We start from the raw sequence: 19,569 nt of genomic DNA, 5'->3' as shown, positions 1-19,569 counted from the left end.
CTCGTGAGCCTCGCCGCCGACCGCGACCGCATCCGCAACGACGCCTCCCTCCACGGGATGGCGTTCTCCGACGCCTGGCGGGCGGTCATCGACGCCTGGCTCGTCGAGCTGTTCGCCACCGCCACCGCGGATGAGGGCCCCGACGGGCTCGCGCTCGTGGCCGTCGGCGGCTACGGGCGCGGCGACCTCGCCCCCAACTCCGACCTCGACCTCCTCCTGCTGCACCGCAAGAAGGCACCGCCCCAGGCCGTGGCCGAGAAGCTCTGGTACCCCATCTGGGACGAGGGCCTGAAGCTGGGCCACGCCGTGCGCACGGTGGGGGAGGCCATCGAGCTGTCGGCCACCGACCTCGACACCGCCACGTCGCTGCTCACCGTCCGGCACCTCGCCGGCGACGAGGGGCTCACCGCCGACCTCACGGCGGCGGCCACGGCCCAGTGGCGCAAGAAGGCCAAGCGCTACCTCGGGATGCTGCGGACCTCGGTCGCCGCCCGCCAGGACCAGTTCGGTGAGGTCGCGTTCCTCCTCGAGCCGGACCTCAAGGAGGGCCGGGGCGGCCTGCGCGACATCCACGCCCTGCGCTGGGCCGAGCTGGCCCGCGGGGTGCTGGAGGACGGCGACGCCGCCCTGCTCGCCGAGGCCGAGGACGTGCTGTTCCGGGCCCGCGTCGAGCTGCACCGCAGCGCCAACCGCCCCACCGAGCGCCTCACCCTGCAGGACCAGGACCCGGTGGCCGCCGCCCTCGGCACCACCGCCGACCAGCTCATGCTGGAGCTGTCCAGCGCGGCGGCCAAGGTCGCCTGGATCGCGGACGAGACGTGGGACCGGGTGGGCTCCTCGATGAGCACCGGCTCGAGCCTGCTCGGCTGGCGCAGCCGCGACCGCGCCCCCGGGCTGCTGGTGCGCGAGGGGCAGGTGCAGCTCGAGTCGAACGCCGATCCCGCCTCGCACCCCGAGCTGGTGCTGTCGGCGGCCATCCTCGCCACCCGCAAGCACGCCCGCATGTCGCGGGCCACCCACGCCCGCCTCGCGGCCCGGGCCCCGCTCCCGCCCGACCCGTGGCCGCCGGAGCTGCGGGCCCAGTTCGTGGAGCTGCTCGCCGGCGGCCACGACGCCATCCGGGTCATCGAGGCCATGGACCAGACCGGGCTCTGGGAGCGCTTCATGCCCGACTGGGGGCCGGTGCGCAACCGCCCGCAGCGCAACGCCTACCACCGCTTCACCGTCGACCGGCACCTGCTGGAGGCCACGTCCAACGCCGCCGCGCTCGTCGACCGGGTCGACCGGCCCGACCTGCTGCTCGTCGGCACGCTGCTCCACGACATCGGCAAGGGCCGCCCCGGCGACCACACCGAGGTCGGCATGGACCTGATCGAGGTGATCGGCCCCCGCATGGGCTTCGACGACGACGACACCACGGTGCTCGTCGACATGTGCCGGCACCACCTGCTGCTGCCCGACGTCGCCACCCGCCGCGACCTGTCCGACGAGACCACCATCTCGGCGGTGGCCGAGGCGGTGGGGGACCGGTTGCGCCTGCACCTGCTCGCCGGGCTCACCGAGGCCGACTCCCTGGCCACCGGGCCCGCCGCCTGGGGCTCGTGGAAGGCCGAGCTGGTGCGCGAGCTGGTGCGCCGCGTGGACCACTACCTCGAGGGCGGCGACCTCGCCGCCCTGGCCACCGTCGAGTTCCCCGACGCCGAGCACCGCGCCCTCATGGCGGCGGGCGAGGTCGTCGTGGTCGGCGACGGCGACACCATCACCGTCGTGGCGCCGGACCAGCGGGGCCTGTTCAGTCGGGTGGCCGGCGCCCTGGCCCTGCACGGCCTCGAGGTCCGCTCGGCCGACGCCGCCGCCGAGGACGGCATGGCCGTCGAGCAGTTCCGGGTCACCTCCCGCTTCGGCTCCTCGGTCCCGTGGGACCGGGTCACCCTGCAGGTGCGGGCCGCGCTGGGCCAGCGCCTGGCCATCGAGGCCCGCCTCGCCGACCGGATCAGCACGTACTCGTCCAAGAACCTCGGCCCCCGGCTCCCGCCCCCGGTCGTGCAGTTCGACGACGCCGCGTCGCTCACCGCCACCGTGATCGAGGTCCACGCCCCCGATCGCATGGGCCTGCTCTACCGCGTCACCCGGGCCTTCGCCGAGTTCGACATCGACGTGCGCGTGGCCAAGGTCCAGACCCTCGGGGACCTGGTGGTCGACGCGTTCTACGTCACCCACACCGACGGCACCCTCGTCACCGACGAGGTGCTGCGGGGCGAGCTCGAGCGGGCGCTCCTGCACGCCGTCAGCTGACGGGCCACGGGTAGGGTCCGGCCATGGCGCGACCGCCCATCACCGAGACCGACCTGCTGCGCTGGGCCGAGGCCCTGTCCGGCATCGCCCGCACCGGCCTCGGCTTCACCGAGAGCCTCTACGAGAAGGAGCGCTTCGAGGAGGTCCTCGCGGTGGCGGCCGACATCCGCCACGCCGTCGATGCCGACGTCGACCACGAGTCGCTGGTGGACGAGTGGCTCAAGGGCGTCGGCAAGGGCGTGCCGGGCTACGTCACCCCCAAGGTCGCGGTCGGCGCCGTGGTGGGCAACGACGACGGCGAGATCCTGCTCATCAAGCGGTCCGACTCCGGCGTGTGGCTCTACCCCACCGGGTGGGCCGACGTGGGCTACTCGCCCGCCGAGGTGGCGGTGAAGGAGGTGGCCGAGGAGACCGGCATCCACTGCGAGGTGGTCGGGCTCATCGCCGTGCTCGACGGCTTCCGGCTGGGCTTCACCCGCGTGCCGCTCTACTCGCTGGTCTTCCACTGCCGGGCGGTGGGCGGCGAGCTGGCCCCGCACCCGCTGGAGACCGACGGCGCCGGCTGGTTCGCCCGCGACGCCCTGCCCGAGCCGCTCGCCGGCTACGCCCAGTGGGGCGACCTGGCCTTCGGCGCCATCGAGGGCCGGGCCGCGCCGGTGTGGTTCGACGAGCCGCGCGACCCGCCGTGGCTGGGGAGCTGAGCCCGGCGGCTCAGGGCTTGGTGGCCTCGAGGACCAGCGTCTGGTAGCGGTTCCAGCCGTCGGCGATCTGGTTGCCGTGCATGTCGGCCTCGGCGAACTCGGCGTCGTCCGACTCGCCCACCTCGTAGCGGGTGACCTCGGCGAGGCCGGCGGCCTCCATGGCCGAGCGCAGCGCCGACTCGGTGTACAGGAACTTGTGGCCGTAGCCCGAGAACAGCCGGTTGACGGCCCAGATGGGGTCGTCGAGCCGGGTGGGGTCGATCTGGTTGCGCTCGTTCGAGGCCCGCATCAGCTCGACGACGTCGTCGGGGACCCCGGTGGCCAGCGCCACCACCCGGTCGAAGTCCGGCGTGGCCAGGCGGATGCGGCCGCCGGGCTTCAGGATGCGGGCGCACTCGGCCAGCATGTGGGTGCCGATCTCGTGGTCGACGTGCTCGATCATGTGCTCGGTGTGGATGCGGTCCACCGACGCGTCGTCGAACGGGAACGGCTCCGAGGCGTCGAGCAGCATGACGTCGGGCCGGGACGGGATGAGGTCGGTGGCCAGCCACCCCTCGCGCTTCGACGGGCCGGAGCCGATCATCAGACGCACGGTGTCCGTGCTGGCCAGGTAGCGCTTGCGCTTCGCCGGCCGCAGCGCCCGCTGGGCCAGGGTCCAACCGGACTCGGTGGTCTGGGCCAGGAACGGCGAACCGTTGACCAGCTCTCGTACGCGTCGTGCGGCTCCCATGGCGGCGAACCCTACCGGCCGCCCCGAGGGGCCTCAGTCACCACGCAGGAAGCGCTCGACCTCTTCGACCAGCTCGCTGGGGTCGGTGGCGGCGAACGCCTCGAGGTCGTCGTCGTCCTCGTCGGGGTCGTCGGCCGCCTCCTCGAGGCTGGCGACGTACGCCGCGGTGTCCTCGTCGTCGGCCACCAGCTGGTCGATCTGGCGCTCGTAGGCGGCGCTGGCGATCTGCAGGTCGGTGGTGGGGACGCCCAGGCCCACCAGGGCGATGGTGCGCTCGACGAGGGCCAGGGTGGCCTTCGGCGACGGGGCGCCGGAGACGTAGGTGGGCACCGCCGCCCACAGCGACGCCGACGGCTGCTCGACGAGGTTGCACGAGGCGTGCAGCACCCCGACGATGCCGGTGGGCCCCTCGTAGGTGGACCGGGCGAGGTCGAGGCGCTCGATGAGGCCCGGCTCGTCGGCCGTGCCCGACACCGCGGTCGGGCGGGTGTGGGGCACCTCCGAGAGCAGCGCGCCCAGGGTGACCAGCAGCGAGCAGTCGAGCTCGCGGGCGGCGTCGAGCACCGCGGTGCAGTAGGTCCGCCACCGCAGGTGCGGCTCGTGGCCCACCAGGATGACGAGGTCGGTCCCGCTGTCGGTGGTGGCCGCCCACAGCTCGGTGTCGGGCCAGGTGAGCTTGCGGCGGCCGTCGTCGCCCACCTCGACGATGGGGCGGGTGGTGGTGAAGTCGAAGAACTCCTCGGCCTCGATGGTGGCCACCAGCTCGGCGCCGTAGCGGTCGGCCAGCCAGCGGGCGGCCCCGGAGGCGGCGTCGCCGGCGTCGTTCCAGCCTTCGAAGGCGGCGATCAGGACCGGACGGCGCAGCTCGGGGCGGTGGTGCCAGCGGAGGGGGCTCACGGCTCCACGCTACCGAGCAGATGGGGACGCGCACCGTGCGCCGGGCCCTGGGGGGACATCCAGGGCCCGGCGTCGGTACGGCGGGTCGTCAGGCGACCCGGGCCTCGGCGGCGGGTGTCAGGGGAACACCGGTGCTGCCGGAGCGCTGGGCAACCCGCGTGGCCACGAGGGTGGCCTGCAGGTTGGAGACGTGGGCCGATTCGAGCTCGGCCTTGGCGTTCGCCGTCGCCCCGGCGGCGCCCAGGCCACCGAGGAGGAAGGTGAACCGTCGCATGGCAGGGACGGTACGGATCGGGGGTTTCGGCCGGTCGTCGGCCACGTTCACGGCTGGTGACCATCGCCTGAACCCTTGCTGTCCCACCCGTCGCCCCTACGCTCTGCGCCCGTGCCCGTCACCGTCGAGATCGCCACCGAGGTCACCGACGAGCTGGTCGACGCGTTCGCCCGGCTCATCCCCCAGCTGTCGCGCTCGTCGCCGGCGCCCACCGCCGAGGTGCTCGCTGAGATCGTCGCCTCCCCGGCCACCCACCTGCTCCTCGCCCGCGGCGAGGACGGCACCGTCCTCGGCTCGCTCACCCTCGTCCTGTTCCGCATCCCCACCGGGCTGCGGGCCTGGATCGAGGACGTGGTGGTCGACGACGCCGCCCGCGGCCAGGGCGCCGGCGAGGCCCTCAACCGCTACGCCATCGACGTCGCCGCCGAGCGCGGCGCCCGCTCCGTCGACCTCACCAGCCGCCCCAGCCGCGAAGCCGCCAACCGCCTCTACCAGCGCCTCGGCTTCGAGCCCCGCGAGACCAACGTCTACCGCTACCAGGGCTGATCGCCCCGTTCCGTCCGCGGGGGAGGTCGCCGATCGCGCCGGCGTGCGGCGTTCGAGGGCGCACCTGGTCGATGCTCGAACCGGCCCGTCGAAGGCCGCGAAGGTCGGTGGCGCAGGTGCAGATGGGGCAGCGGTCCGGCCGCGCCGGCCCCGTGCCCGCAGCCTCCCGACCCGGTGCTCGACCGGCTCCGTGGGCGCGCCGGTGCGCACCTCGATCTCGGGGGATCGAGGTGAGAGGGGCGGACCCCGGGCCGACGGACGACGTCAGTCGTCGGGTGGGGGTGGGTCGAAGCCGGCGGGCCAGGGGACCTCGGGCTCGGTCCAGCCGGGGGTGCCGTAGGTGGTGACCTCGTCGGCCGGGTCGTCCTCGTGGACCGGGACGTGGGCGGCGCTCGGGTCGCCGGTACGGCCGTGCGGCCCGCCACCAACCCGCTCGCCCGCCCAGCCGCTGTGCAGGTCGAGGTCGAGGCCCGGGTTGGGGTGCAGGGTCATCGCCCAGGGGTCGAGGCGCTCGCCCAGGGGGTGGACGTAGCGGCCGGGCACGATGCCCGCCGCCTCGGCCGCCTCGGTGGGGCTGGCGCCCGGCGTGGGCCGGATGGGCGTCCCGCACGGATCGAGGAGCCGGCCCCACGGGTCCCGGAACGCCATGCCGCCGGGGCGATCGGCGTCGCCGCTGATGCCGAGGTGGCCTTGGTGGTGGAGGCGGTGGTGGTAGCCGCACAGCGACAGCAGGTTGTTCACTCGTCGCTAGTCTGCCCCCATGGTTCGAGCCGCCGTGTACGCCCGTATCTCATCCGATGACGGGACCGCCCTCGGGGTCGCCCGCCAGGTCGAGGACTGTCACCGCCTGGCCGAGAGTCTCGGGTGGGAGGTGGCGGAGGACTACGTGGACAACGACGTGTCGGCCTACTCGGGCAAGCAGCGGCCGAGCTACCGGCGGATGCTCGATGACATTCGGGACGGCTACCGGGATGCGGTGATCGTGTACCACGCCGACCGGCTCACCCGGCGACCGATCGAGTTGGAGCAGTTCGTCGACGTGGTCACTGATGCCAAGGTCCGGCATGTGAAGTTCGTGGCCGGAGGCGACTTCGACGTGGGCAACGGAGACGGGCTGATGGTGCTACGGATGCTCGGGGCGGTAGCGGCGAACGAGTCAGCGACCAAGAGCCGTAGGGTGCGCCGCAAGATGGACGAGGTAGCCGCAGCCGGGCGCCCGCACGGTGGAGCAAACCGGCCCTTCGGGTTCGAACCGGACAAGATCACCCACCGCCCCGATGAGGTCGAGGTGATCCGGCGCCTGGTCGCCCGCTACATCGCCGGGGAGAGCCTGGCCTCGCTAACGGCGTGGCTCGCCGAAGCGGGGATCGTCACCATCGCCGGCGGACCGTGGCGCACTTCGACGCTGAGGTCGCTGCTCAGGAACGGGCGGATCGCCGGCCTTCGAGAGCATCGGGGCGAGGTGGTCGCTCGGGCGGTGTGGGAACCGATCATCAGCGAAGCGGACCGGGACAAGGTCCTCGCTCGCATGGCCGACGCCGCTACCACCGGACGACGGACCCCGCGCCGCTACCTGCTCTCCGGGCTGCTGCGCTGCTCCAAGTGTGGCCACAAGCTCTACTCATCATCGCGAGCCACCTCTCGCCGCTACGTGTGCTCATCGAGCCCCGATCACGGCGGATGTGGACGCCTGACCATCGTGGCGCCACCGGTCGAGGAACTGATCGCCGACGCTGTGCTCTACCGGCTAGACACGCCCGAACTCGCCGCCGCCCTCTCTGGCCGGGCCACCAACGACGTGCAGAGCGCTGCCCTCTCCGAGACGCTGGCAGCGGATCGTGCCCAGCTCGATGAGCTCGCCGCCGTGTACGCCGAGAAGGCGATCACCGTTCGGGAGTGGATGGAAGCCCGCCGACCTATCGAGGCCCGCATCAGCGACACCGAACGGCGCCTGTCCCGCCTCACCGGCTCCCACGCCCTTACCGGTCTGATCGGTAACGGGGCCGAGCTACGAGCGTCCTGGGCTGGGCTCAACCTCACCCGGCAAGCGGCGATCGTCGCTGCCGTCTTGGATCATGCGGTGATCGCTCCGGGCACCAGTGGTGCCAGGGAACTGGACGCGGCCAGGGTCGATCCGATCTGGCGACTCTGAGAGCGTCGGGGCGGCGGTGTCGGGCTGGCGCCCGCCATCCGGCGCCCCACCGCTCAACAGGGCCACCACCTTCGACACGACCAAGGCGTCGACCATTTTCACCGGGACACCCTGACGACGACACGATGCTTCCACGAAGGCCGCTAGGGCTTGCGGGTTCAGTCCCATGACGCCCACACCGCCGGTGGCCCCTGCCAGCCCTCGGCGATCTGAGACTGCCACACGTAACCCGGTTCAGCGCCCATGACCTCAACGGCCTGGACCATCACCGCATCGAGGGTTCGGCCACGGAGCTTCACCATCTGGGGCTCGAAGCCCTGGGCGACCTCGTAGCGGTGCAGGCCCGGCAGCGATACGTCCTCGAAGCCCTTGCCCACGTACTTCGCCAGGTACCCCGCCGCCCGTCGGGCCTCACCTAACGGACCCGTCCCCACCGGTAGATCACCGAGCAGCTTGATGTGGACGAAGCCGTGCCCCCACGCCGCCTCGATCACCGACCGCTTGATGTACCGGCCGACTGCGAAGTGGGCGTGCAAGCCGTGGCCGGTCTTGTGCCACTCCGGCACCCATACGTACGGGAACGCCTCGCCGCCGAGTCCGCTCCGCAGCGTCCGGAAGAAGACGCCCAGGTGCTGCCGGAGCAGCCGGGGATCGTGGTTACCGCCCCCGGCGTAGGTGAGCGTCCCGAGCCGGTTGAGCCGGTGGGTCGTGCAGTAGCGGCGGATCTTGCCTCGAGCACGCCGGGCCGCTTCTGCTGCCGCCCTCTCCGGATCCGACGCCTCGCCCGCAGGGACGAAGGCCCGCACGCTCCGCTGTCCCGAGCCCCACGCTCCGCCCGCCTCCCCCGCCTGCTCATAGAGCGTGAGGGACCATCCCCTAGCTACTTGCGGATCTGCGACTATCGGGTCAGCAGGCGGTCCAGGAGAGGGGGGAGGCAACGATCAAACCTGAGAGCGCTTGGCCCGCTGGGCGTTCTCGACCGCCGCAGCCCAGAAGGACTCGGTGTCAATCGTGATGCCCGGCAGGACGTACTCGTCCGGATGCGCATGCAGCACCATCCGGAACTTGGCGACCTTCCGCCAGATCGTGGAGCGGTGCATGCCGTAGTTCTTCTCCAGGCCCTCGAACCCGCCAAAGGCATGCCAGAGCACCCAGAACCCGATTAGGTCGCCTGTCATCTTCCGGGCCCACATCTGAGCGATCGGGTCCAGAGGGCCAGCCACCGTTCGGGCGTACGCGTCCCAAGCACGCCGAGCCCGGCCTGCACCCTCAGGGCTCTCAGACGGGTCAGAACGGAAATCGGGCGAGGAAGCCATTCCGGGAGCCTACTCGCAAGTCTGCGAGCGTCAAGGAGGGCTCTCCGAGTTACGTTGCTATTTCAAGTGAAGCGGGCGCGCTCACAGCGCGACGGTGGCCATCGTCATCGCACGATCGATCATGCCGATGATGCTCAGACCGATGGCGGTGACATCGCCGCTTAGGACTCCAAGATCGCTCAACAGGGCTGGGTCACCCGCCACGTGCGGCTCGCGCACTGTGCGTGCGAGCCGCACGGCTTGGCCAATCACTCGTTCGCCGTAGGCCACCACGTAGTCGCCTAGGTCCCCTCGAAGTCCGCCAAGGTGCTGCACCAAACGCCCTTCAAGCTGTTCGTCGTCAAGGTCGATACTTACGCGCTCCGTTGAAACACCGGTGAAGGCTTTCCATCCGGAGACGCACTCCTCGAATGCGGCGAGTAGCCCGGTGAGCTGCGTCGAGTCAGCCATCGTTAAGCCTGCGCTCTGCAGGTGCTCCGTGGCTGGTCCTTGGGGTCGCTCGATCTGCTCGTCAACCTGCTCTAGGCGCGCCTCGATCGATGGCGATGCCCAACTTGCTTGGAGCTTTGTACCAGCGGCCTCCATTGAAACCGATCCCTCCGCCTTTCCAATGAGACGGTCCACGATCGATTTTAGAAAATGCCGACCCCTGAAGATGACGAAGCCGATGACGAGCGGCCAAGCCAGACTCTCGACTACGGATGAGATGAACTCGAGCACAGACATAAATTCTCCCGAGGCTACTCCGACGCGCTTTGGCTCTCATCATCTTCAATCTCACCATCGCCAAGCTCAAACAAGATGGGCGAACCATGGAGCTCTAGATAGTCAGTTTGTGAGCCAAATTCTGCAATTTTCTCGAACACCCCAGACTTCTCCACCTCGTTCGTGGTCTCGCTTTCGGCTGCCTCGGGATCAATCTCCGGGGGCAATGCGCGCACGCGAACCCGGTAACTGTGATCAATTCGCTTCGCAAGTGCCCGCACGGAGCCGATCAACGCCGTGGTGATCTCGTTGTCTCGTCCCTGCCCTCGAAGATTGACCCCCCGATCCTGCAGGAGTCCTTCGACGAAGCGCGGAATCTCGTCAAGAACCCGAGCCCGCCCCTTCGACTCGATAGCGGCAGCCTCTCCGGGGAGGTTCATTCCCCTGAGCCTCTCAACCATCTCTCGAAGTTCGACAACCTCGTCGTACCGAGACGTGATCCACGCGAGGGCCTCAGCGATTAGCGCTCCGGTGTCAGGGTCCAGCTCAACTGTGAACAGAAAGTTCGACGTGGAGATGGCCTTCACCGGCACAGCTGATCGACTGCCGGTGGCCAGCTCTTGGAACGGGCCCAAGATCTGGTCAAGCCGTCGAAGCTCGACGCCCAAAGGAGCAAGCGAATTTTGAACTTCATCCCTCGGAATCTCGATGGACAATTCACAGTCACCGGGATCCAAGTGTTCGGACTCGATACCAAAGTACGCGAACGCAGAAGCCATTTCTTCAAGACTCGTTTGAATCTGCCTCACCCGATCGACGATCGACTCCAGATGGTCTTTCACGATGGACGGCGTCATCTGATTCTCTGCGAAAAGCTCGTCGATCTCGTTCATTACGTCCGACCCGATGCACGGGAGGATATTCAGATTGGCGAGTGTCTCTCTGTCACCGGGGGGAAGACCGTCAATCCGTGAAGCTTCGATGGAGGTGCGTAGGTCGGCGAGCGCCTGTGCAACAGACTGTTGGTAAGAACCTTCAGCGGGATTGCCCACCAGATGCTTGAGAGCGACGTGAAGATTCTCAAGATACGCGAGAAGATTCGTCGATCGCAGGTCGTCCAGGGTCAGCTCAGCCAGCGCGTGCAGTCGTTCGGCGTTCATTCCCACCCTTCCGTCACCGATGTCCGCCAGGTGGCGAGGCTAGTGGAAGCGGAGGTCTACCGAAGACCAGTGGAGGGCGGCTTGGCAACTTGTGGGGTTGCCGGTGTCGGTGGCGCCGCCGTCCTCCCAGTGGACGATGTGGTGCAGGTGGATGCCCCGCTGCCGGCCGCAGCCCGGCACCCGACAGCCCTGGTCCCGGTGCTCGACGACCCGGCGCAGGCGGCGGGAGAGGGCACGTGCCTTGCGTCCCAGGGAGATCGGCGTGCCCTCGCGCTCCCAGACCGGCGTGAGGGTGCAGTCGCAGAGCAGCAGGCGGCGAGCGGCATCGGGCAGCGGTGGTCCGAGGTGGCCCGACAGGATGCCGGGCCCGTCGGCGGGGTCGCCGGCCGGGGCTTCGAGGTGGAGCAGCACCTGGTAGCGGTCCGAGCCCGGGTGGGCGGCCTCGCCGGACCGCAGGAACGACTCGGCCACGCCGACCACCGCGTCGGCGAGGGTCACCGGGCGGGGGGCCTGGCCCTCGGGCGTGTCGGCCCGCTCGGCCTCGTAGAGGTCCTCCTGGGCGGCCTTCCACGCCTGCTCGACGACCTGGCCCTCCTCGGCGGGGAGGCGGATGGTGCCCCACCAGCCGACGTCGTCGACGCCGGACGACACGGATCGCTCGTCCTCACGGGGCTTGGGCCGCGCCTCCTCGGTCTCGTCGTCGTAGTGGTAGCCCGCCAGCACCTTGCCGAGCTGGCCGATGGTGAGCACCTTCGCCTGGTCGGTGATGGACGCCTCGTAGGCCGCCGGCGCCCGCCGGGCGATGGCCACCGCAGCGTCGGCGCTCAGCTCGCCGGCGACCAGCGCCGCCACCGCGGAGGGGAGCTCCGCCCGCCGCTCGGCCAGCTTCACCAGACCGGCGGCCCGCGAGCGCGACATGCCGGCCTGCCAGCCGAGCCAGTGCGTGGCGGAGTGGATGCCCCACCCGTTCCACAGCTCGCCGTCGAGCGCGTCGGCCACGAGCTCGACCAGCCGCCCGGCGGCGGCGTTGAGCACCCCGCACACCGAGGCGATGTCGGCCTCGAGGTCCCGCACTCGCTCCTCGAACCGGTCGTCAGCCGTCGTGGTCATCGTCGTGGTCACCGCCATCACCTCCGTCGGGGGTCTCGCTCTATCGAACTGGTGTTCGACCAAGGTACCGTCCTCGAGGGGCGACTGCAACCCTTCTCGGCAACTTCTCGCCCCTTCCGCAGCATCGAAGGTCGAGGGTGATCGCCCTGCCGGAACCGCAGCGCCGACCACCTCCGACGTGGGTCGAGATGACCCATGGGCGGCGGGGGCGGGGTCGGGGATCGTGCTCGGGCGGGTCGCACCAGTCGGCCCGTGGACGACGACGACCGGGGGAGACGGCACGTGGACGGGTTGCAGGAGCACGGCACGGGCGTGGGCGCAGCGGGTCGGTCGCGACGGCCCTGGCGGCTCGCAGCCGTCGGCGTGCTGCTGGGCAGCGTGGCGCTGGCCGGCTGCGGGTCCGACGCGTCGTCCGCAGGCCCCACCACCAAGACCCCCGCCACGGCGGCCGGCAAGGCCACCACCACCGCGGCGGACGAGGCCGCGACACCGGCCGTCGGCGACGCGTCGCGCTGCGAGACCGCGGCGGTGACGGGGGACTACCTGTACGAGGTCCACGGCGACCAGCAGTTCGAGGAGGGCTTCGCCCCGGTCATCGAGGTCGGGCTGATGACCTTCGACGGCAAGGGCTCGGGCACCCGGCTCGGCACCCTGTCGAGCACGCGCGAGGAGGCCAAGGCGTCGTTCACCTACGAGGCCGGCGAGGACTGCGTCGGCACCATCACCACCGACGCCGGCACCACCTACCGGGCCACCTTCAGCCCCGGCGGCGACGAGGTCACCTTCTTCGCACAGGGCAAGGGCAGCCAGCGCGCCCTCGACGGTGCGGCCGAGCGCATGGTCGGCGAGGCGCCGCCGACGTGCGACACCAGCACCCTCCAGGGCACCTACCAGTACCGGGCGCGAGGCGCCTTCGACGGCCAGCCCCACGTCGAGCACGGCTTCGAGGTCTACGACGGCAAGGGCGGCGTCACCAACGCCTTCCGCGTGGCCGGGGCCGACGAGCAGGAGCGGCTCGTGGGCACCTACGAGGTGGACGACGACTGCCACGCCGTCGTCACCTACGGCAACGGCGTGACCCTGGACCAGTACGTGAGCCCCGACGGCGCCGAGTTCTACTGGGTCCAGACCGACGGCTTCGACGCCGACGGGCTCTTCGGCGGCCACGAGCACCGGGTCAGCACCTCGACCGACACCTTCGTCACCACCGGACGATGACCGACCCCTCCAGGAGGACCCCGCCATGACCACCCCCGCTCCCACCAGCGCCGTGCGCCGCCGACTCGGCGCCCTCGTGGCCGCCCTGGCCCTCGGTGGCGCGCTGGCCGTGCTGCCCACCACGCCGGCGACCGCCGATGCCGGCCGCCCGGCCACCGTCGCCGAGGCGACGGCGACCGCGGCCGGCGCCGGACCCGCCACGACCGCGGCCGGCGCCGGACCCGCCACGACCGCCGGCACCGGCGACTACGTGGCCGACCCGTTCCGGGCGTCGGTGGGCGACCCCTACGGCACGTCGACGGTGTGCCGGAGCATGGAGAGCACCGGTGGCCAGTGCACGAGCGCGGCGCCCCCGGGAGCGGTCATGCCCTCGGGGATCGACTTCCCCTGAGGCGGCGGCCGCTCCAACCGCCCGGCCCTCACCCGACCGGACGGGTGTAGGTGCCGAGCAGCTCTTCCTGGCCGCCCACCTCCAGCTTCCGGTAGATCGCCGCCAGCTGGTTGCGGACCGTCTTCACCGCCACGCCGTCCCGTTCGGCGATGGTGGCCACCCGCAGGCCGTCGAAGAGGGCGCGGACGACCGCGGCCTCACGCGGCGTCAGGGCGTCCGGCGCGAGCGGGCGACGGGCGTCGGGGAGGGGCTGCACGGCGCCGACGAGCATCGGCCCGTCCGGCGAGAGGAGCCGGCGGAGCTCGACCTGGACGCGGACCCACCCCTGGTCGCCGCGGATCCGGACCGCGTAGTGGGCGGCCTCGATCTGCTCGTTGATGACGGCGACCACGAGCGGCACCACCGCCGGGAGGTCCTCCGGGTGCACCGTGATGGCGGCGAGCATGCCGACCTGGTGCTCGGGGGCGAGCCCCAACCGGGCCATGCGCGGGTCGGCGGCGACGATGCGCATCTGGTGGTCGTAGACCAGCCAGAACCGATCGAGGATCCCGCCGACGTTGGGCGCGTCGGTCGACGTGGTGTGGTGGCCGGCGTGCAGGGTGACGACGACGGCCTCGGCGGGGATGGCCGGACGGCGGTGGTGGAGGATGTCCACGGCCAGCTCGACGCTGCCGGTCGCGGGGTGCGCCCGCAGCCGCGTCGACCACGAGTGGCTGGACTCGCGGCCGGCGCCCTCGATCTCGTCGAGCGCCCGCCAGGCGGCGAGGTGGTCGGCCACCGCCTGCAGGTCGGGACGGGCCACGAGGCCGCGCTCCACGAGGTCCAGCGCGGTCGCCGGCAGCTCGGCGCCCAGGACCGCCGCCACGCCGGGCGTGGCGGCCAGCAGCGCGCCCGTCAACGGGTCGAACACCGCCAGGGCGACGTCGGTCCCGGCCAACGCGCCGGTGGACGACCGCAGGTCGCGGTGCCACTCCTCGAGGTTGCCTGGGTACCGGCGGTGCCACACGAGGCGCCGACAGTAGCGGCGAAGCGCGCCGCGGCCCTGCCTAGGATCCGCGGCCATGGCCCCCGCTGCCGACGACGTCGATGCTCCCGACCAGCCGGCGGCCGCCGCCGTGCCGGCGCCCGGGACCTCGGCCTGGTACCAGCGCCAGGCGCCGCTGCCCGGCGGCCGGTGGCAGGTGCGCTGCCTGTTCAGCGACGACCACCCCGACGGGACCACCGTCGAGGGCGACGAGGAGCTGCCCGGCCGCTTCGAGATCTGGCGGGCCGACCTCGACGACCAGCGCCGCCCCCGGCTGCGGGTGAGCCCCGATGCGGCGCCGGGCAGCCCGACCATGTGGTTCGTCGCCCTCCCGGAGCTGCAGGACGCCCGCCCGGCCATGACGCTCGTCGGCTACGAGCACGACGTGGTGGAGCCCGGCGTGGTGGTCCCCGACGCCACCTTCTTCCACCTGCCGACGCGGAGCCGCGACCAGGTGGGTGCCATCCGGTGGTGGCGCGACGAGGCCGTGGTCGACCAGGTCTACGTGGGCGAGGGCTTCCGCCGCCGCCACGTGGCCACCGCCCTGATCTACGCCGCGTCGGCGTACCACCAGCTCCACGGCTGGCCCGGCCGCCTGCACAGCGACGGGCGGCGCACGTCGATGGGCGAGCACCTGGTGGCGGGCCTGCGGCACCCGGACCGCATCGCCGCGCTCGACCGCCTCATGCCGCCCATGGACCCTGACGGGAGCGTCACCCGGAGCGACTAATGTCCGATTCGTCCGGGTTCTCCGTCGTGGTGGCGGAGCGGACGACGGGAATGGGCAAGGGGCGCACATGACTTCGGTACGGGTGAAGAACCGGGCGCTGCTGCCCGCCGCCGGCGTGGTCGCCGCGGTGGCCACCGCCGTCTCCGGCTGGGCGCCGGTCGCCCAGTCCTCGCCGGCCGCCGGCACCCGCGACACCGGCGTCCGCGCCCCGGCTGCCGACCCCGCCGACGGCACCTACGAGAGCTGCGGCGCCTACTTCGGCTTCGGCAAGCAGGACTTCGGCGTCCTCGACGTGGTGTCGTTCGACGTGGCCGACCAGAACGGCGCCGACGGCGTGACCCACGCCGTGCCCGCCGACACCCAGGTGGTCTACGAGCTCACCAACGACGACGGCGACGTGCTCGAGTGCGCGCCGCCCGAGGTCACCCAGGCCGAGTGGGACGAGGCCATGGGCAAGCTCGAGATCTACCTGCCCGACGGCCAGAGCTTCCCGGCCTGGCCCGGGCCCGGCCACTACGCCTACCCGACCCTCGCCTACGGCCCGTCCATCGACGGCTTCGGCGAGGTGGTCGACGTCGGCTTCAAGGTCACCTCGGTCCCCGACGGCCACACCCTCGTGTCGCCCACCGACGTGAAGGCGCTCGTCCAGCACTTCCTCAACGGGCGCTACACCGACCTCAGCTACCGCTCGGACCCGCAGGTCCTCGCCGTCGTCACGGCCGGTGCCGGCGCCGACGCCCGAGCCGCCTTCGAGGCCGCCCTCACCAGCTGCGATGACGGCGAGGCACCGGACTTCGACACCGCCCTGGCCGCCGCGATCAACGCCCTGAACGCCTACCGCGGCTTCGACGCCGAGGATCCGGCCGACATGGGCTGCTTCGACGTCGGCCGGCTCAACGCCGACGTCTCGTTCCTCGAGTCGCTGGTGGCCACCACCACCTACGCCGAGCCGATCGTGCTCTCGCTCCCCGAGACGACCACCACGACCTCGACGACGACCAGCACCACCACCTCCACCACCACGGTCGTGCCCACCACGACCCCGGTGGTGACCGAGAGCACCGGCGCCACGCCGGTGGCGGGCTCGCCCACCTACACCGGCTGAGCCGAGCCGCCGGCCCGTCGCGCGGGCCGGTCAGGCGGCGGTCAACGAGCGGGCGGTGGCCTCGGCGCCCGGCCGCGCCCGGCCCACCAGGTAGAGCGGGGTGGCGGTTGCGAGGACCACCGCACCCAGCGCCATGGCCGCCGGGATGCCGGCTGCGTCCGCCAGGGCGCCCAGCACGATGCCGCCGATGGCGGCGGCGGGCATGCCCACCATGGAGTTCACCGACAGGATCGTGACCCGGGACGGGCCCTGCACCTCCCGGTGCAGGAGGCTCTGGTGCACCGGGTTGGCGGCGCCGTGCACTGCGTAGGTGGCGGCGTAGGCGACCACCAGGCCCACCGGGCCGGCCGCCAGCGCCATGGCGCCCACGGCCAGCCCGTGGGCGACCCGCAGGACGGCGCCGGCCCGCGGCGTCCCCACCCGCCGGACGAGCCGGGGCACCAGGGCGGCGGCGAGCGCCGAGGCCACCCAGGCGCCCGACGTGACCGGGCCGAACACCGACGCCGCCCGGTCGCGACTGTGGAGCAGCTCGGCCATGCGGGGCGACACCAGCAGCTCGAAGGCGGCCATCCCGAAGCACCACAGCACCTCGACCGCCACGAGGGCCACCAGCACCCGGGAGGTCCGCACCGCCCGGAGCGCGGTGCGGACGTGGTCGGGCGCCTCGCGGAGCCCGGCCCCCAGGGTGCCTCGCCCGTGCGCCGCCTGGGGCTCGACCATGAGGGTGCGCAGAGCAGCGATGGCCACCAGGTCGAGCAGCACGGCGGCGACGATCGGGGTGGAGAGCCCGTGCACCGGCCCGACCCCGCCCAGCGCCACCAGCGCGCCCGACGCCAGCGCGCCGACGGCGATCGCCGCGCTGAGCACGGCAGCCCCGTGGGCGAGCGTCGTCTCGTAGCCGGGCCGCCGCCCGGCGGGCCGCCGTCCGGCCGGTCGCCCGTCGGCGGGCGCGGCCGCCGCATCGGGCTCGGCGGCCACGACGGCGTCGACGTACCAGGCGTCGAGGGGGCCGCTGTCGAGCGCTCGGGAGATGCCCTTGGCGGCGTAGACGCCCACCAGCAGCGCCGGGTTGCGGGCCACCAGGAACACGGCGAGGGCGGCGGCGTCGATGGCCGTGGCGGCCATGAGGACCGGCCGCCGGCCGAGGGCGTCGGCGAGGCCGCCGGTGGGCAGCTCGAGCAGGAAGACCACGAACCCCTGGGCGGCGGTGGCCAGGCCGACCTGGCCGAGCGAGAGGCCGCGGTGGGTGAGGATCAGCACCGACACCGGGATGGTGAGGCCCACGGGCAGCCACCGCAGGGCGAGCAGCCCGAGGTAGCGGCGCCGAGCGGTGGCGGCGGAGATCACCGGTCCGACTCCGCCGTCGGGAACGCGTGGAGGTGCACGGTCACCTCGCGGGCATCCGGCGCGGTGTCGGGTGGCTCGGCGCGGTAGCGGGCGATGACGGCGTGCAGCTCGGCGCTCATGGCCTTCAGGCGCTCGGGGGTCATCACCAGCCACAGGTCCGACAGGTCGCTGGCGCTCATCCACGCGGCGGGCAGGTGCTCGCGCTCGTCGAGCCAGGCGCCGAGCGACTCGCCGTGGCGGCGGATGAGGTGGCCGAGGAGCCAGGCGTCGGCGGCCTTGGCGTCGGGGTCGTCGACGAACTCGGTGCTCGACCACGAGGTGCTCTCGTGCGCGGCCCGCCACCAGCGGTCCCGCCCGTCGCCGTGCTCGGGGTCGTCCTCCACCAGCCCCGCCTCGGCCAGCTGGCGGAGGTGGTAGCTGGTCTGGCCGCTGTTGGTGCCGAACCGGCGGGCCAGCGCCGAGGCGGTGGCGGGGCCCTCCCGGCGCAGGCGGGCGAGGAGGCGCATGCGCAGCGGGTGGGCGAGCGCCCGCAGCTGCGTGGCGTCGAGGTGGACGACGGACTCGGGATCGTGCGCGGGTCGGGTCACGGCGACCACCGTACGGATCGCACACTTCCTTTGCAAACATTCTTTGCGATCTGTCGAGGACGCCGGCTGCGGACCGGCCGACCGTCCGGGCGCTCAGCCCTCCGGTGCCGCCGTCGCCTCGCTGCGGGCGATGAAGGCGTCGCGCTCCTCGGGGCCCTCGAAGCCGATGACGGCCCAGGCCTCGGTCTCGCCCGCTCGCCGGAGGGCCTCCACGCGGTGGTTCCCGTCCTCGAGCTTGAGGTGGTCGCCCTGGTGGGTCACGACCACCGGGGCCGGCTCGTGGCCGCCGTCGACCGCCTGGGCCAGCTCCTCCACGTCGTCGCGCCAGTAGTCGTCGTCGACCTCCTCCACCACGGGGTGCCCGGGCGGCCCGGCCAAGCGGTTGAGCTGGTCGAGCGGCAGCAGCACCGGTCCGAGCCAGGCGAGCGGTGGGTCCGAGAGCAGCTTCGCCAGCGGGGCGTTGTCGCTGCCGGGGCTGCTCAGGAACCGCCCGACCCACTCGGCGAGCTGGTCGTGGGCGGCGGCCTCCCGGGCGGCGGCGGTGGAGTACGGCTGGGGGTCGTCCATCCCGGCCCCCTTCCCCCGGGCGAGCCCGCTCAGCCGTCGACGACGTCGAGCCCGATGAGGTGGTCGGCCTCGTTGTAGGAGCGCAGGAGCCAGCGACCGGCCACCGGATCGTGCTCCCACTCGGTCAGCCCGGTGTTGGTGGGGCGGAGGTGGGCGCTGGTGGCGGGGTCGCCGATGCCCAGCAGCAGGCGCATCGACGCCATGATCACCCCGGCGTGGCACGCCACCACCACCGTCTGGCCGGCGTGCTCCCGGGCCAGGCGCTCGAACGTGCGCGAGACCCGGTCGTGGAAGCCGTTCCAGCTGTCGCCGCCGGGGGCGAAGGGCCGGTCGGGCTCGGCCTCCATGTCGAAGGAGCCGAAGCGCTCGTTGTAGAGCGACCAGTCGACCCCGTCGGCCTCGCCGGTGTGCACCTCGCACAGGTCGCAGTCCCGTTCGGACAGCTCGAGGCCGAGGCCCGGCGCGATGATCTCGGCCGTCTCGATGGCGCGGGGGAGGACGCTGGCGATGAGCACGTCGGCCTGCACCCGGCCGGTGGTGGCCAGGTGCTCGCGCAGGGCCTCGGCTTGCCGCCGGCCCAGCGGCGTCAGGCCCTGGCACCCCTTCGGCCCGGCGATGGGCCCGTGGAACCCGGCGTGGGCGTCGCCGTGGCGGACGAGGACGAGGTGCATCGGGCCGGTCGGGTCGGGCATGGCCGACGCCTACCCGACCCGC

At 72.3% G+C, this 19,569-nt stretch carries 22 protein-coding genes; 8 read left to right on the top strand and 14 right to left on the bottom strand.

Annotated features, from left to right (window positions below; all coding sequences use genetic code 11):
* The first annotated feature begins 3 nt into the window (after positions 1 to 3).
* Positions 4 to 2,295, top strand: coding sequence for a [protein-PII] uridylyltransferase (locus KSP35_RS11925; RefSeq protein WP_216995657.1), 2,292 nt, complete (start codon positions 4 to 6; stop codon positions 2,293 to 2,295).
* A 23-nt stretch (positions 2,296 to 2,318) separates the two neighbouring features.
* A complete protein-coding gene (locus KSP35_RS11920) occupies positions 2,319 to 2,996 on the top strand; it encodes an NUDIX hydrolase N-terminal domain-containing protein (RefSeq protein WP_216995655.1) in 678 nt (225 codons plus the stop codon).
* Between the two features lie 10 nt (positions 2,997 to 3,006).
* Here KSP35_RS11920 and KSP35_RS11915 read toward each other — a convergent pair whose 3' ends face one another.
* The 3 genes from KSP35_RS11915 to KSP35_RS11905 form a co-directional block, all read right to left on the bottom strand.
* Entirely contained in the window at positions 3,007 to 3,726 is a 720-nt protein-coding gene (locus KSP35_RS11915) for a methyltransferase domain-containing protein (RefSeq protein ID WP_216995653.1), read from the bottom strand.
* Positions 3,727 to 3,759: 33 nt separating this feature from the next.
* Positions 3,760 to 4,623 carry a PAC2 family protein gene (locus KSP35_RS11910; RefSeq protein WP_216995651.1) on the bottom strand — a complete coding sequence of 288 codons (864 nt, stop codon included), beginning with the start codon at positions 4,621 to 4,623 and terminating at the stop codon, positions 3,760 to 3,762.
* Positions 4,624 to 4,711: 88 nt separating this feature from the next.
* Complete coding sequence (locus KSP35_RS11905) at positions 4,712 to 4,897, bottom strand: hypothetical protein (protein WP_216995649.1); 186 nt, start codon at positions 4,895 to 4,897, stop codon at positions 4,712 to 4,714.
* Positions 4,898 to 5,008: 111 nt separating this feature from the next.
* Between KSP35_RS11905 and KSP35_RS11900 the strand changes: the two genes are divergently transcribed.
* Positions 5,009 to 5,443, top strand: a complete 435-nt coding sequence (locus KSP35_RS11900) for a GNAT family N-acetyltransferase (RefSeq protein ID WP_216995647.1) — start codon at positions 5,009 to 5,011, stop codon at positions 5,441 to 5,443.
* Positions 5,444 to 5,707: 264 nt separating this feature from the next.
* Here the strand turns inward: KSP35_RS11900 and KSP35_RS11895 are convergent, their stop codons facing one another.
* Positions 5,708 to 6,184, bottom strand: coding sequence for a hypothetical protein (locus tag KSP35_RS11895; protein WP_216995645.1), 477 nt, complete (start codon positions 6,182 to 6,184; stop codon positions 5,708 to 5,710).
* A gap of 19 nt (positions 6,185 to 6,203) precedes the next feature.
* On the opposite strand from KSP35_RS11895, the gene KSP35_RS11890 reads away from it, so the two are divergent.
* Positions 6,204 to 7,595, top strand: a complete 1,392-nt coding sequence (locus tag KSP35_RS11890) for a recombinase family protein (protein ID WP_371748618.1) — start codon at positions 6,204 to 6,206, stop codon at positions 7,593 to 7,595.
* Positions 7,596 to 7,753: 158 nt separating this feature from the next.
* Here the strand turns inward: KSP35_RS11890 and KSP35_RS11885 are convergent, their stop codons facing one another.
* From KSP35_RS11885 to KSP35_RS11865, 5 genes are all read right to left on the bottom strand, one after another.
* Positions 7,754 to 8,401 (bottom strand): hypothetical protein, encoded by a 648-nt coding sequence (locus tag KSP35_RS11885; RefSeq protein ID WP_216995641.1) that lies wholly within the window; start codon positions 8,399 to 8,401, stop codon positions 7,754 to 7,756.
* Positions 8,402 to 8,536: 135 nt separating this feature from the next.
* Complete coding sequence (locus KSP35_RS11880; RefSeq protein ID WP_216995639.1) at positions 8,537 to 8,818, bottom strand: hypothetical protein; 282 nt, start codon at positions 8,816 to 8,818, stop codon at positions 8,537 to 8,539.
* A gap of 174 nt (positions 8,819 to 8,992) precedes the next feature.
* Positions 8,993 to 9,631: a hypothetical protein gene (locus tag KSP35_RS11875; RefSeq protein ID WP_216995637.1), complete on the bottom strand. Its 639-nt coding sequence runs from the start codon at positions 9,629 to 9,631 to the stop codon at positions 8,993 to 8,995.
* 20 nt (positions 9,632 to 9,651) lie between these two features.
* Positions 9,652 to 10,782 carry a hypothetical protein gene (locus KSP35_RS11870; RefSeq protein ID WP_216995635.1) on the bottom strand — a complete coding sequence of 377 codons (1,131 nt, stop codon included), beginning with the start codon at positions 10,780 to 10,782 and terminating at the stop codon, positions 9,652 to 9,654.
* A 33-nt stretch (positions 10,783 to 10,815) separates the two neighbouring features.
* A complete protein-coding gene (locus KSP35_RS11865; RefSeq protein WP_216995633.1) occupies positions 10,816 to 11,898 on the bottom strand; it encodes an HNH endonuclease signature motif containing protein in 1,083 nt (360 codons plus the stop codon).
* Between the two features lie 270 nt (positions 11,899 to 12,168).
* Between KSP35_RS11865 and KSP35_RS11860 the strand changes: the two genes are divergently transcribed.
* Positions 12,169 to 13,104, top strand: coding sequence for a hypothetical protein (locus KSP35_RS11860; RefSeq protein ID WP_216995626.1), 936 nt, complete (start codon positions 12,169 to 12,171; stop codon positions 13,102 to 13,104).
* Between the two features lie 25 nt (positions 13,105 to 13,129).
* On the top strand, positions 13,130 to 13,495 hold the full coding sequence (locus tag KSP35_RS11855; protein WP_216995624.1) for a hypothetical protein: 366 nt from the start codon (positions 13,130 to 13,132) through the stop codon (positions 13,493 to 13,495).
* A 28-nt stretch (positions 13,496 to 13,523) separates the two neighbouring features.
* On the opposite strand, the gene KSP35_RS11850 is transcribed toward KSP35_RS11855, so the two are convergent.
* A complete protein-coding gene (locus KSP35_RS11850) occupies positions 13,524 to 14,501 on the bottom strand; it encodes a LuxR C-terminal-related transcriptional regulator (RefSeq protein ID WP_216995622.1) in 978 nt (325 codons plus the stop codon).
* A 55-nt stretch (positions 14,502 to 14,556) separates the two neighbouring features.
* Here KSP35_RS11850 and KSP35_RS11845 point away from each other — a divergent pair, with 55 nt between their 5' ends.
* Both KSP35_RS11845 and KSP35_RS11840 read left to right on the top strand, forming a co-directional pair.
* Entirely contained in the window at positions 14,557 to 15,249 is a 693-nt protein-coding gene (locus KSP35_RS11845) for a hypothetical protein (protein ID WP_216995613.1), read from the top strand.
* A gap of 67 nt (positions 15,250 to 15,316) precedes the next feature.
* On the top strand, positions 15,317 to 16,354 hold the full coding sequence (locus tag KSP35_RS11840) for a hypothetical protein (RefSeq protein WP_216995611.1): 1,038 nt from the start codon (positions 15,317 to 15,319) through the stop codon (positions 16,352 to 16,354).
* 30 nt (positions 16,355 to 16,384) lie between these two features.
* Here KSP35_RS11840 and KSP35_RS11835 read toward each other — a convergent pair whose 3' ends face one another.
* The 4 genes from KSP35_RS11835 to KSP35_RS11820 form a co-directional block, all read right to left on the bottom strand.
* Positions 16,385 to 17,701 (bottom strand): hypothetical protein, encoded by a 1,317-nt coding sequence (locus KSP35_RS11835; protein ID WP_216995609.1) that lies wholly within the window; start codon positions 17,699 to 17,701, stop codon positions 16,385 to 16,387.
* Entirely contained in the window at positions 17,698 to 18,288 is a 591-nt protein-coding gene (locus KSP35_RS11830) for a helix-turn-helix domain-containing protein (protein ID WP_216995607.1), read from the bottom strand. Before KSP35_RS11830 ends, KSP35_RS11835 begins: the two co-directional genes overlap by 4 nt.
* Positions 18,289 to 18,381: 93 nt before the next feature.
* On the bottom strand, positions 18,382 to 18,855 hold the full coding sequence (locus KSP35_RS11825; RefSeq protein ID WP_216995605.1) for a ParB/Srx family N-terminal domain-containing protein: 474 nt from the start codon (positions 18,853 to 18,855) through the stop codon (positions 18,382 to 18,384).
* A 29-nt stretch (positions 18,856 to 18,884) separates the two neighbouring features.
* A complete protein-coding gene (locus tag KSP35_RS11820; protein WP_216995603.1) occupies positions 18,885 to 19,547 on the bottom strand; it encodes a histidine phosphatase family protein in 663 nt (220 codons plus the stop codon).
* Positions 19,548 to 19,569: the final 22 nt, after the last annotated feature.

Origin of the sequence: Aquihabitans sp. G128, assembly GCF_019048865.1 — a bacterium.
Taxonomy (GTDB): Bacteria; Actinomycetota; Acidimicrobiia; order Acidimicrobiales; family Iamiaceae; genus Aquihabitans.
This window is presented reverse-complemented; position numbering and strand designations above follow the sequence as displayed.

What these genes read in the sequence shown, in the direction of transcription:
- KSP35_RS11890 (WP_371748618.1), top strand. Translation starts at nt 6,204, where the DNA reads ATGGTTCGAGCCGCCGTGTACGCCCGTATCTCATCCGATGACGGGACC.
- KSP35_RS11915 (WP_216995653.1), bottom strand. Translation starts at nt 3,726, where the DNA reads ATGGGAGCCGCACGACGCGTACGAGAGCTGGTCAACGGTTCGCCGTTC.
- KSP35_RS11905 (WP_216995649.1), bottom strand. Translation starts at nt 4,897, where the DNA reads ATGCGACGGTTCACCTTCCTCCTCGGTGGCCTGGGCGCCGCCGGGGCG.
- KSP35_RS11820 (WP_216995603.1), bottom strand. Translation starts at nt 19,547, where the DNA reads ATGCCCGACCCGACCGGCCCGATGCACCTCGTCCTCGTCCGCCACGGC.
- KSP35_RS11845 (WP_216995613.1), top strand. Translation starts at nt 14,557, where the DNA reads ATGGCCCCCGCTGCCGACGACGTCGATGCTCCCGACCAGCCGGCGGCC.
- KSP35_RS11920 (WP_216995655.1), top strand. Translation starts at nt 2,319, where the DNA reads ATGGCGCGACCGCCCATCACCGAGACCGACCTGCTGCGCTGGGCCGAG.
- KSP35_RS11840 (WP_216995611.1), top strand. Translation starts at nt 15,317, where the DNA reads ATGACTTCGGTACGGGTGAAGAACCGGGCGCTGCTGCCCGCCGCCGGC.
- KSP35_RS11825 (WP_216995605.1), bottom strand. Translation starts at nt 18,855, where the DNA reads ATGGACGACCCCCAGCCGTACTCCACCGCCGCCGCCCGGGAGGCCGCC.
- KSP35_RS11855 (WP_216995624.1), top strand. Translation starts at nt 13,130, where the DNA reads ATGACCACCCCCGCTCCCACCAGCGCCGTGCGCCGCCGACTCGGCGCC.